The organism is Citrobacter sp. Cf072, assembly GCF_030334485.1.
Taxonomy (GTDB): Bacteria; Pseudomonadota; Gammaproteobacteria; order Enterobacterales; family Enterobacteriaceae; genus Citrobacter; species Citrobacter freundii.
In genome coordinates this window covers 58128-69890 of the sequence record NZ_JAOWDX010000026.1, presented here as the reverse complement: position 1 = coordinate 69890, position 11763 = coordinate 58128, and the positions used below count along the sequence as shown (strand labels likewise).

Sequence of the window (11763 nt, the reverse complement as noted above, 5' to 3'; positions counted from 1 at the left end):
CGGCTAATGGCAACGACGAAAAACAGATGGTTATTGCGCCTCGCGCCCTGGTTTTTACCGGTAGGTCTGGTGGCGCTCTGGCAGCTCGCATCATCAATGGGCTGGCTGTCCAACCGCATACTACCCTCTCCGGAGGGTGTTATCGAAGCCTTCTGGACGCTTTCCGCCAGCGGCGAGCTTTGGCAGCATCTGGCCATCAGTTCCTGGCGCGCGCTGATCGGGTTCTCCATCGGTGGATCGATTGGCCTGACGCTGGGACTGATCAGCGGTCTTTCGCGTTGGGGAGAACGCTTGCTGGATACCTCGGTGCAGATGCTGCGTAACGTACCGCATCTGGCGCTGATCCCGCTGGTGATTTTGTGGTTCGGCATTGATGAATCCGCCAAGATCTTTCTCGTTGCGTTGGGCACGCTGTTCCCGATTTACATCAACACCTGGCATGGGATCCGTAATATCGATCGTGGGCTGGTAGAAATGGCGCGTAGCTATGGGTTGTCCGGCTTTTCACTGTTTGTTCATGTCATCCTCCCTGGCGCCCTGCCCTCAATTATGGTCGGCGTGCGTTTCGCTCTCGGGCTGATGTGGCTGACGCTTATCGTCGCAGAAACCATTTCAGCCAATGCCGGTATTGGCTACCTGGCGATGAACGCTCGCGAATTTCTGCAAACCGATGTGGTCGTGGTGGCCATTATTCTCTACGCCTTACTCGGCAAACTTGCCGACGTCAGCGCCCAATTGCTGGAGCGAGTCTGGCTGCGCTGGCACCCGGCTTACCATATAAAGGAGGCTACCGTATGAATACCGCTCGCTTGAACCAGGGTACGCCGCTGTTGCTGAGCGCCGTGACAAAACAATACGCCGCCAATACGGTGCTCAATCAGTTAGATTTGCATATACAGGCCGGGCAGTTCGTTGCCGTGGTTGGCCGCAGCGGTGGTGGTAAAAGCACGTTGCTGCGTCTGCTGGCAGGGTTGGAGTCGCCCACCTCAGGCGCATTACTTGCCGGAACCACCCCACTGGCGGAAATTCAGGATGATACGCGTATGATGTTTCAGGATGCGCGTCTGCTGCCATGGAAGACGGTTATCGATAACGTCGGTCTGGGTCTGAAAGGTCACTGGCACAATGCGGCCCGAGATGCGCTGGCCGCCGTTGGACTGGAGAATCGTGCTCAGGAGTGGCCCGCAGCGCTTTCTGGCGGACAAAAACAGCGCGTGGCCCTGGCCCGGGCATTAATTCATCGCCCTGGTCTGCTGCTGCTGGATGAACCCCTCGGCGCACTGGATGCCTTAACCCGCCTTGAAATGCAGGAGCTGATCGTCTCTTTATGGCAAGAGCACGGCTTTACCGTACTGTTGGTCACCCATGACGTCAGCGAAGCGGTAGCAATGGCCGATCGCGTTTTGCTGATTGAGGACGGAAAAATCGGGCTGGATTTAACGGTGGATATTGCACGACCTCGCCGGATTGGTTCCGTGCGTTTGACAGAACTGGAAGCCGAGGTGTTGAACCGGGTGATGCAGCGTGGCGACAATGAAGTTCAGCTACGCAAGCAAGGTTAAAAATGCCGGATGGCGCTACCGCTTATCCGGCCTACGCGTGAATGGTAGGCCGGACCCATCCGGCAATATTATCAGGCTAACGCTTTGTCAATCTTCTCGAACAGATCGCCGGAGAGATTCTCCAGACCTTTCAGCTGTTCCAGCGCCGCACGCATCTTCGCCTGACGTTTGGCATCATAACGTTTTAAACGAATCAACGGCTCAATCAGACGTGACGCCACCTGCGGGTTGCGGCTGTTCAGTTCAGTCAGCATGTCTACCAGGAACTGATAACCGCTACCATCTTCCGCATGGAATGCTGCCGGGTTGCTGGCCGCGAAGGCACCGATCAGAGAACGGATGCGGTTTGGGTTACTCATGCTAAAAGAGCGATGCTTCAACAGGCCGCGTACCGTTTCCAGCACGTTTCTAGCCGGGCTGGTGGATTGCAGGATAAACCATTTATCCATCACCAGACCGTCATGGTGCCACTTATTGTCATACTCCTGCATCAACGCGTCACGACAAGGAAGCTGCGCCGCGACTGCCGCGGATAGCGCCGCCAGCGCATCGGTCATATTGTTCGCTTCATGGTACTGCTTGCTTACCAGCGTGTCAGCCAGATGGGTTTCGCCAAAAGCCAGGAATCGCAGGCAGGCGTTACGCAGCGTACGCTTGCCAATATCGGCATGCTCAACGCGGTACTCATCAAGATGATTAGCGTTATAGATGGCGAGGAATTCATCCGCCAGCTCGGCCGCCAGCGTGCGGGTTAACGCTTCGCGTACTTCGGTTATCGCCACCGGATCAATGATGTCGAACAGTTCGGCAATTTCATTTACTGAAGGCAGCGTCAGGATCTCTGCCGCCAGCGCCGGATCGATTTTCTCATCCAGCAAAACTGCGCGGAATGCATCGGCCACGTGTACCGGCAGCGACAGCGGTTGTCCCTGCTGATGGCGGGCAACGTTGAGCTTAATGTAGGTCGCCAGCAGGCTTTGCGCCGCGTCCCAACGAGAGAAATCATTACGCGCGTGACGCATCAGGAAGGTCAGTTGCTGATCGCTCCATTTATATTCCAGTTTTACCGGCGCGGAGAATTCGCACAGCAATGCCGGAACCGGCTGGAAGTAGACGTTATCAAAGACAAACGTCTGCTCTGCCTGGGTGACGTTGAGTACGGAATTCACCGGGTGCCCGCCTTTTTGTAGCGGGATCACTTTCCCTTCGTTGTCATACAACTCGAGAGCGAATGGAATATGCAGCGGTTGTTTTTCAGCCTGATCCGGCGTGGCCGGCGTGCGCTGGCTAATGGTCAGCGTGTACTGTTCAGTTGAAGGGTTATAGTCATCACGCACGGTCAGAATCGGCGTACCGGACTGACTGTACCAGCGGCGGAAATGGGAGAGATCAACGTTAGACGCATCTTCCATCGCCTGCACAAAATCATCACAGGTTGCAGCGCTACCGTCGTGACGCTCAAAGTACAGCTGCATCCCTTTCTGGAAGTTAGCCTCACCCAGCAGGGTGTGGATCATACGAATCACTTCCGCACCCTTCTCGTACACGGTCAGGGTATAGAAGTTGTTCATTTCGATGACCATATCCGGGCGGATAGGATGCGCCATCGGGCTGGCGTCCTCAGCAAACTGCAGACCGCGCATGGTACGCACATTGCTGATGCGGTTTACCGCACGTGAGCCGAGATCGGAACTGAACTCCTGATCGCGGAACACAGTTAAACCCTCTTTCAGGCTCAACTGGAACCAGTCGCGACAGGTCACGCGGTTGCCGGTCCAGTTATGGAAATATTCGTGACCGATGACGCGCTCAATATCGAGGTAATCTTTGTCGGTGGCGGTATCGGTACGCGCCAGCACGTATTTGGAGTTAAAGATGTTCAGACCTTTATTCTCCATCGCGCCCATGTTGAAGAAATCCACAGCGACAATCATATAGATGTCGAGGTCATACTCGAGGCCAAAGCGCTCTTCATCCCATTTCATGGAGTTTTTCAGCGAGGTCATCGCCCATGGCGCGCGGTCCAGGTTACCGCGATCGACGTACAGTTCCAGTGCCACTTCACGCCCTGAGCGGGTAGTAAAAGTATCGCGCAGGACGTCAAAATCACCGGCCACCAGCGCAAATAAATAGCACGGTTTCGGGAATGGATCCTGCCACTGAACCCAGTGGCGACCATTTTCCAGTTCACCCTGCGCCACGCGGTTACCGTTGGAGAGCAGGAACGGATATTGCGTTTTATCGGCGATTATTTTGGTAGTAAAACGCGCCAGCACGTCCGGGCGATCAAGATACCAGGTAATATGGCGGAAACCTTCTGCTTCGCACTGGGTACACAGCGCATCGCCTGACTTGTACAGCCCTTCCAGCGCGGTATTCGCCGCTGGGCTAATTTCATTCACGATACGCAGCGTAAAACGTTCCGGCAGTTGATTGATGACCAGAGCGCCCTCTTCTTCTTTATACTCTGTCCACAGCTCGTCGTTTACGTGGATCGACACCAGGGTCAGATCTTCGCCATTCAGGCGCAGGGGCGCGTCGGACGCGCCATGACGGACAACCTGGCTCACTGCGGTGACCACGGTTTTTTCAGCATCCAGGTCAAAGGTCAAATCAATATCAGTAATCTGGTAATCCGGCGCACGATAGTCGTGACGGTATTTGGCTTGTGGCTGTTGTGTCATAAAAAAACCTTTAGCATCTTTAATAGAGTCTCGGCTTCAGTCTATTCCTGTTGCGTAAATCGCGCTACGCAGAATGTTCATCTTTTCAGGCACAAACACCCTTTTTGCTACATTTTTATAACACGTGGCACGAATTGCCCTCGACCAGAAAGAGAGCTTATGGTGTGATCGGGGTTCAATAAATCGCTAAACAGGGTATACTCCAGCGGTTTTCTTAGTTGTTTATTGTACTAAACGCTCCCGTGAGAGGATGCTACTGCGCACCTATGACACAATTCGCTTCTCCTGTTCTGCACTCGCTGCTGGATACAGACGCTTATAAGTTGCATATGCAGCAAGCCGTTTTTCACCACTACTATGACGTACAAGTAGCGGCTGAATTTCGTTGCCGTGGCGATGACCTGCTCGGTATTTATGCCGATTCTATTCGTGAGCAGGTGAATGCTATGCAGCACCTGCGACTGCAGGAGGATGAGTACCAGTGGCTCTCCGGCCTGCCTTTCTTTAAAGCTGATTACCTCACCTGGTTACGTGATTTCCGCTATAACCCGGAACAGGTTTGCGTCACCAATGATAACGGTAAGCTAAACATCCGCTTAACCGGTCCGTGGCGTGAAGTGATCATGTGGGAAGTCCCGCTGTTAGCGGTGATTAGCGAACTGGTACACCGTTACCGCTCACCTGAATCAGGCGTCCCGCAGGCACTCGATGAGCTGGAAAGCAAACTAGTAGAATTCTCTGCTTTAACAAAAGATGTCGATATGTCCCGCTTCCATTTGATGGATTTCGGTACGCGTCGTCGTTTTTCGCGCGAAGTACAGCAGGCTATCGTTAAACGCCTGCAGCAAGAGCCCTGGTTTGTCGGCACCAGTAACTACGATCTGGCCCGCCGTCTGTCATTAACCCCAATGGGTACGCAGGCGCATGAGTGGTTCCAGGCTCATCAGCAAATCAGTCCTGAACTTGCCACCAGCCAACGTGTAGCCCTGGCCGCCTGGTTAAATGAGTATCCTGATCAACTCGGCATTGCATTGACCGATTGCATCACCATGGACGCATTTTTACGCGACTTTGGCGTTGAGTTTGCGACCCGCTACCAGGGATTACGCCATGACTCAGGCGATCCGGTGGAATGGGGTGAAAAAGCCATCGCCCATTATGAAAAACTGGGTATTGATCCGCTGAGCAAAACGCTGGTCTTTTCAGATAACCTCGATCTGAAAAAAGCGATTGAACTCTACCGCCACTTCTCTTCCCGCGTACAGTTGAGTTTTGGTATTGGGACACGGCTAACATGCGACATTCCACAGGTTAAGCCGCTTAATATCGTAATTAAGCTGGTGGAATGTAACGGCAAACCAGTGGCGAAGTTATCTGACAGCCCGGGTAAAACCATCTGCCACGATAAAGCATTTGTTCGTGCACTGCGCAAAGCCTTCGATCTCCCGCATATTAAAAAAGCCAGTTAATCCTTCCAGGGAGCCATTTTGGCTCCCTTATTCGCGTTTATTTCCGAAATCTTTCACTCCAGCTACGAATTCTGCTTGTCTGATTGCAGATGCCAGGTAACATAGGTATCCCCCCCATTATGGGTGGACATGTGTTTATATATCCGACTATTAACAGAGAGAATATTATGAGCGTTGTGCCTGTAGCCGACGTACTCCAGGGCCGCGTAGCCGTTGACAGCGAAGTCACCGTGCGCGGATGGGTGCGTACCCGCCGAGATTCAAAAGCTGGCATCTCCTTCCTCGCCGTTTATGACGGTTCCTGCTTTGATCCTGTACAGGCCGTCATCAATAATTCTCTGCCCAATTACAATCAGGACGTACTGCACCTGACGACGGGTTGTTCAGTTATCGTAACGGGTAAAGTCGTTGCATCACCTGGACAAGGACAGAGCTTTGAAATTCAGGCCACTGAAGTTGAAGTCGCGGGCTGGGTTGAAGATCCTGATACCTACCCAATGGCGGCTAAGCGTCACAGCATCGAGTATCTGCGTGAAGTGGCGCATATGCGTCCGCGCACCAATATGATTGGTGCGGTAGCGCGCGTACGTCATACGCTGGCGCAAGCGCTGCATCGCTTTTTCCACGAGCAGGGTTTCTTTTGGGTATCGACTCCGCTGATCACCGCTTCCGATACGGAAGGTGCCGGTGAAATGTTCCGTGTTTCTACGCTGGATCTGGAAAACCTGCCGCGTAACGATCAGGGTAAAGTCGATTTCGATAAAGACTTCTTTGGTAAGGAAGCGTTCCTGACCGTTTCCGGTCAGTTGAACGGTGAAACCTACGCCTGCGCTCTGTCCAAAATTTATACCTTTGGCCCGACGTTCCGTGCAGAAAACTCTAACACCAGTCGTCACCTGGCAGAGTTCTGGATGCTGGAACCAGAAGTGGCGTTCGCTGACCTGAACGATGTTGCAGGCCTGGCTGAAGCGATGCTGAAATACGCGTTCAAAGCCGTACTGGCAGAGCGTGCGGATGATATGAAATTCTTCGCTGAACGTGTCGACAAGGACGCGATTTCACGCCTGGAACGTTTCATTGACGCTGACTTCGCGCAGGTGGATTACACCGACGCGGTAAGCATTCTGGAAAAATGCGGCAAACAGTTTGAAAACCCGGTTTACTGGGGTGTGGATCTGTCTTCCGAGCATGAACGTTATCTTGCTGAAGAGCACTTTAAAGCGCCGGTGGTGGTGAAAAACTACCCGAAAGATATCAAAGCGTTTTATATGCGCCTTAACGAAGACGGTAAAACCGTTGCTGCAATGGACGTTCTGGCTCCAGGAATCGGCGAAATCATCGGTGGTTCTCAGCGTGAAGAGCGTCTGGACGTGCTGGATGCCCGTATGCTGGAAATGGGTCTGAACAAAGAGGATTACTGGTGGTATCGCGACCTGCGTCGCTACGGTACCGTTCCGCATTCCGGCTTCGGATTGGGCTTCGAGCGTCTGATCGCTTACGTCACCGGCGTGCAAAACGTCCGTGATGTTATTCCGTTCCCGCGTACTCCGCGTAACGCCACCTTCTAAACGTGCGTTATTGTTTCAAAGGCCAGCATTGCTGGCCTTTTTTATACCCTTTTCATGTTATCTGGATACCCATCTCACGTTAAACACAACCATTCAATCCCCTCCACCTGTTACGTAATATTTCATCGCAATACATTTGCACAAAAAATAACCAGTAATTTTATTATGGATTAGCATTTTCTGATTAAATAGTACATTTTTTAGCCTTTCGCACGGCACTCCAGACGTCCAAAAATCGTTATCTGTAAAATCCAAACTTTCCGGTATTACGGAGAAAAAATAACCTTAGCAAAATTAAATATAAGAAAATCATATAAATAGAAATAAAAACGAGAATTTTCAGCTCAGGGGTATCCGAAGTTTGACGCTGTTCACAAAGTTGCACAAAAATAACATTTTGTTACACATTTTTTCTTTTTGAAACCAAATCTTTATATTTGTAGCACTTTGACGGTAGCGAAACGGTAGTTTGAATGGAAAGATGCCTGTCAGACACATAAAGACACCAAACTCTCATCAATAGTTCCGTAAATTTTCATTGACGGAATTTATTGGCGGCAGTGGCAGGTGTCATATAAAAACCGATGAGGGTAATAAATAATGATGAAGCGCAATATTCTGGCAGTGGTTATCCCTGCTCTGCTGGTAGCCGGGGCAGCTAACGCTGCAGAAGTTTACAACAAAGATGGTAACAAGCTGGATATCTACGGTAAAACCGTTGGTCTGCATTATTTTTCTGACAGCGCTGCTGACGATGGCGATCAGACTTATGCTCGTCTTGGTTTCAAAGGGGAAACTCAGATTAACTCCGAGCTGTCCGGTTACGGTCAGTGGGAATACAACTTTGCCGGTAACAACTCTGAAGGCGGCAGTGACGCTCAGAACGGCAACAAAACCCGTCTGGCATTTGCTGGTCTGAAATATGCCGATCTGGGTTCTTTCGACTACGGTCGTAACTACGGTATCGTTTACGATGCTCTGGGTTACACCGATATGCTGCCAGAATTTGGTGGTGATACCGCATACAGCGACAACTTCTTCGTTGGTCGTGTTGGTGGTGTTGCAACCTACCGTAACTCCAACTTCTTCGGTCTGGTTGACGGTCTGAACTTCGGTATCCAGTATCTGGGTAAAAACGAACGTGATGGCAATACCGGTCGCTCTAACGGCGACGGCGTTGGCGGTTCTGTAAGCTACGAAATGGATGGTTTCGGTATCGTGGGTGCTTACGGCGCAGCTGACCGCACCAACGCGCAGGAAAACTCTTTCTACGGCAATGGCGGTAAAAAAGCTGAGCAGTGGGCGACCGGCGTGAAATACGATGCTAACAACATCTACCTGGCAGCGAACTACGGTGAAACCCGTAACGCGACCCGCATCTCAGGTGCTGGTAACAGCGGTTTTGCGAACAAAACTGAAGACGTATTCGTCGTTGCTCAGTACCAGTTCGATTTCGGCCTGCGTCCGTCCCTCTCCTACAACAAGTCTAAAGCGAAAGACGTAGAAGGTATCGGTGATGTGGATCTGGTCGATTACTTCGAAGTAGGTGCGACCTACTACTTCAACAAAAACATGTCCACCTATGTTGACTACAAGATTAACCAAATCGATTCTGACAACAAACTGGGCGTGAACTCTGACGACATCGTTGCAGTTGGTATCGTTTACCAGTTCTAATAGCAGACCTCTTTGTTAAATGCCTTAAAAACAGGACTTCGGTCCTGTTTTTTTATATCTGCCAGCGGATTCTTGCGTCTTAAAAAAACACCTCAGCTTTTCGTCAGTAACGGTTGGCATTTTGTAAATCTACCGTTAACCTGATAGCGGACTTCCCTTCTGTAATCACTATGGAACCTCGTCATGTTTGAGAACATTACCGCCGCTCCTGCCGACCCCATTTTGGGTCTGGCTGATTTGTTTCGTGCCGATGACCGCCCTGGAAAAATAAACCTCGGGATCGGTGTATATAAAGATGAGACAGGCAAAACGCCGGTGCTGACCAGCGTTAAAAAAGCCGAGCAATATATACTGGAAAATGAAACCACCAAAAACTATCTTGGCATTGACGGTATTCCAGAGTTTGGTCGTTGTACTCAGGAATTACTGTTTGGTAAAACGAGTTCGCTTATCAACGATAAACGCGCACGTACAGCACAGACCCCTGGTGGCACTGGCGCACTTCGCGTGGCAGCTGATTTTCTCGCAAGAAATACGTCGGCTAAACGCGTATGGGTGAGCAACCCAAGCTGGCCGAACCATAAGAGCGTCTTTAACTCTGCCGGTCTGGAAGTTCGTGAATACAACTATTACGATGCGGCGAACCACTCATTAGACTTTGATGCGCTGCTGGCCAGCCTCAGCGAAGCTCAGGCTGGCGATGTGGTACTGTTCCACGGCTGCTGTCATAACCCAACCGGTATCGATCCTACGCTTGAGCAGTGGCAAACGCTGGCTCAGCTTTCTGTCGAGAAAGGATGGTTGCCGCTGTTTGACTTCGCATACCAGGGCTTTGCCCGCGGTCTGGAAGAAGATGCAGAAGGTCTGCGCGCATTCGCCGCGCTGCACAAAGAGCTGATCGTTGCCAGTTCCTACTCCAAGAACTTTGGTCTGTACAATGAGCGCGTGGGTGCCTGTACGCTGGTTGCTGCTGATGCTGAAACCGTCGACCGTGCGTTTAGTCAGATGAAATCAGCCATTCGCGCTAACTATTCCAACCCGCCAGCACACGGCGCATCCGTAGTTGCCACGATTCTGAGCAATGAAGCGCTGCGTGCCATCTGGGAACAGGAACTGACCGATATGCGCCAACGCATTCAGCGCATGCGTTTACTGTTCGTGAATACGCTGCAGGAGAAAGGTGCGAACCGCGACTTCAGCTTTATCATCAAACAGAACGGCATGTTCTCATTCAGCGGCCTGACAAAAGAGCAGGTTCTGCGTCTGCGTGAAGAGTTTGGTGTCTACGCTGTCGCTTCCGGACGTGTAAACGTAGCTGGAATGACGCCAGATAACATGGCACCGCTGTGCGAAGCGATTGTCGCAGTACTGTAATCTATCGCGTACAAAAAAGGCCGCAATAGCGGCCTTTTTATTTATCTGCGGTATTACCAGACAGGCATTTCGTCCTGCAGGAACGGGTTATGAAGCCGTTCGTTACCCAGCGTAGAAAGTGGGCCGTGACCCGGAATAAACGTCACGTCATCGCCCAGCGGCAACAGTTTACGTTTAATCGAATCGATCAGTTGGCTGTGATCTCCGCGCGGAAAATCGCTGCGCCCTACGCCACCTTTGAAAATCACGTCACCCGAAATCAGTAACTTTGATTGCTCATCAAAGAAGACCACATGTCCCGGTGTATGACCCGGACAATGCAACACCTGCAACGTCACGTTGCCAACGCTGACCCGATCACCTTCGTTCAACCAGCGATCGGGCGTCAGCGGCTCACAATCGCCCAGACCAAACATGCGGCTCTGCGCAGGGAGACCCTGTAGCCAGAACTCATCTTCTTTTTCCGGACCAATAACCGGTACACCATAATGCTGTGCCAGTTCAGCTGCCGCCCCAACATGATCAAGATGACCGTGAGTAAGCAGGATCTGCATTAGCGTCAGACCGCTGGCATCCACTTCCTGTTTGATTTTCTCGGCATCGCCGCCGGGATCGACCAACGCGGCCAGACGAGTCTGCTCACACCAGATTAGCGAGCAGTTCTGGGCGAATGCAGTGACCGGAATAATACGATAGTTCATACAGCTCCTGTTTCATTAAGCTTATGGATCACCAGTGCCGTGCAGGGCCGGTGTCAATATGCACAAAGTTACTGCTGGGGTAGTATCCTACACCACCTGCGCGCATAGATAACGCAGCTTTGCGAATATTACTTAATGCGATGCCTTCAATATGGAAATCCATGGCCTGCCCTTTGGTGTGGTAGCTTTTCTTGGCCACACCGCGACTGCGCGCACGTAGTTCATTATTGGTATCGACGGAACGATAACCGGAGATCAGCTGTACGGGTTTACGCGTACCCAGCAGGCCCTGCAGACGGAAGAGTTGATCAAACAGTCCGGGGTCAATGGATTTCACTTTATTGGCCCGAAAATCACGGAAAAAGTGGTTAAGTTTTGCTAATTCGTCCTGAATATAGCCCCTGCCATCAAAAAACTCTGCTTTTATTGACTCACCGGTATGCAGGTTATTCAGAGTCAATATACGCGGACGTGGGGTAGAGAGTGTTGCAAACGCAGGCGTAGGCAGGATGGCAGCGCCGAGGGCAATACCACCAAGCGCCAGCAGTTTGCGGCGATTAGCGTCAAATTTGTCCATGGTATTAAGGTCTACAAGGTCAATGTTATCGTATGTATGCTCTAGCGCACGCGGGAAACCTTATCTGGCTAAGTAGTCCACGTCAAGGCTCCCAACCCCAGGAAATACGGGGCTCACAGCCATTTTGCCCCGTTTCCAGCATAACTTACGA

At 51.5% G+C, this 11763-nt stretch carries 9 protein-coding genes; 6 read left to right on the top strand and 3 right to left on the bottom strand.

Annotated elements, in window-relative coordinates; all coding sequences use genetic code 11:
* Positions 1 to 6 precede the first annotated feature (6 nt).
* A complete protein-coding gene (ssuC, locus tag OGX66_RS01940) occupies positions 7 to 798 on the top strand; it encodes an aliphatic sulfonate ABC transporter permease SsuC (protein WP_003035843.1) in 792 nt (263 codons plus the stop codon).
* Entirely contained in the window at positions 795 to 1562 is a 768-nt protein-coding gene (gene ssuB, locus OGX66_RS01935) for an aliphatic sulfonates ABC transporter ATP-binding protein (RefSeq protein ID WP_003035840.1), read from the top strand. The genes ssuC and ssuB overlap by 4 nt, the downstream gene beginning before the upstream one ends.
* 71 nt (positions 1563 to 1633) lie before the next feature.
* Here the strand turns inward: ssuB and pepN are convergent, their stop codons facing one another.
* Positions 1634 to 4246 (bottom strand): aminopeptidase N, encoded by a 2613-nt coding sequence (gene pepN / locus OGX66_RS01930; RefSeq protein WP_149911504.1) that lies wholly within the window; start codon positions 4244 to 4246, stop codon positions 1634 to 1636.
* Positions 4247 to 4512: 266 nt separating this feature from the next.
* On the opposite strand from pepN, the gene pncB reads away from it, so the two are divergent.
* From pncB to aspC, 4 genes are all read left to right on the top strand, one after another.
* Positions 4513 to 5715: a nicotinate phosphoribosyltransferase gene (gene pncB / locus OGX66_RS01925; RefSeq protein WP_003836860.1), complete on the top strand. Its 1203-nt coding sequence runs from the start codon at positions 4513 to 4515 to the stop codon at positions 5713 to 5715.
* 167 nt (positions 5716 to 5882) lie between these two features.
* The gene (gene asnS / locus OGX66_RS01920; protein WP_032936329.1) at positions 5883 to 7283 is read left to right on the top strand and encodes an asparagine--tRNA ligase; all 1401 of its coding nucleotides are present in this window, start codon (positions 5883 to 5885) and stop codon (positions 7281 to 7283) included.
* A 600-nt stretch (positions 7284 to 7883) separates the two neighbouring features.
* The gene (gene ompF, locus OGX66_RS01915; protein WP_016149871.1) at positions 7884 to 8960 is read left to right on the top strand and encodes a porin OmpF; all 1077 of its coding nucleotides are present in this window, start codon (positions 7884 to 7886) and stop codon (positions 8958 to 8960) included.
* 183 nt (positions 8961 to 9143) lie between these two features.
* Positions 9144 to 10334 carry an aspartate transaminase gene (aspC, locus tag OGX66_RS01910; protein WP_044712521.1) on the top strand — a complete coding sequence of 397 codons (1191 nt, stop codon included), beginning with the start codon at positions 9144 to 9146 and terminating at the stop codon, positions 10332 to 10334.
* Positions 10335 to 10387: 53 nt separating this feature from the next.
* On the opposite strand, the gene OGX66_RS01905 is transcribed toward aspC, so the two are convergent.
* Both OGX66_RS01905 and mepK read right to left on the bottom strand, forming a co-directional pair.
* Positions 10388 to 11035 (bottom strand): MBL fold metallo-hydrolase, encoded by a 648-nt coding sequence (locus tag OGX66_RS01905; protein ID WP_003035823.1) that lies wholly within the window; start codon positions 11033 to 11035, stop codon positions 10388 to 10390.
* 28 nt (positions 11036 to 11063) lie between these two features.
* Positions 11064 to 11612: a peptidoglycan L,D-endopeptidase MepK gene (gene mepK, locus OGX66_RS01900; protein ID WP_003035820.1), complete on the bottom strand. Its 549-nt coding sequence runs from the start codon at positions 11610 to 11612 to the stop codon at positions 11064 to 11066.
* Between the last annotated feature and the right edge of the window lie 151 nt (positions 11613 to 11763).

Excerpts from the sequence above, each read along its gene's own strand:
- pepN (WP_149911504.1), bottom strand. The coding sequence starts at position 4,246 with ATGACACAACAGCCACAAGCCAAATACCGTCACGACTATCGTGCGCCG.
- OGX66_RS01905 (WP_003035823.1), bottom strand. The coding sequence starts at position 11,035 with ATGAACTATCGTATTATTCCGGTCACTGCATTCGCCCAGAACTGCTCG.
- ompF (WP_016149871.1), top strand. The coding sequence starts at position 7,884 with ATGATGAAGCGCAATATTCTGGCAGTGGTTATCCCTGCTCTGCTGGTA.
- mepK (WP_003035820.1), bottom strand. The coding sequence starts at position 11,612 with ATGGACAAATTTGACGCTAATCGCCGCAAACTGCTGGCGCTTGGTGGT.
- ssuC (WP_003035843.1), top strand. The coding sequence starts at position 7 with ATGGCAACGACGAAAAACAGATGGTTATTGCGCCTCGCGCCCTGGTTT.
- pncB (WP_003836860.1), top strand. The coding sequence starts at position 4,513 with ATGACACAATTCGCTTCTCCTGTTCTGCACTCGCTGCTGGATACAGAC.
- aspC (WP_044712521.1), top strand. The coding sequence starts at position 9,144 with ATGTTTGAGAACATTACCGCCGCTCCTGCCGACCCCATTTTGGGTCTG.
- asnS (WP_032936329.1), top strand. The coding sequence starts at position 5,883 with ATGAGCGTTGTGCCTGTAGCCGACGTACTCCAGGGCCGCGTAGCCGTT.
- ssuB (WP_003035840.1), top strand. The coding sequence starts at position 795 with ATGAATACCGCTCGCTTGAACCAGGGTACGCCGCTGTTGCTGAGCGCC.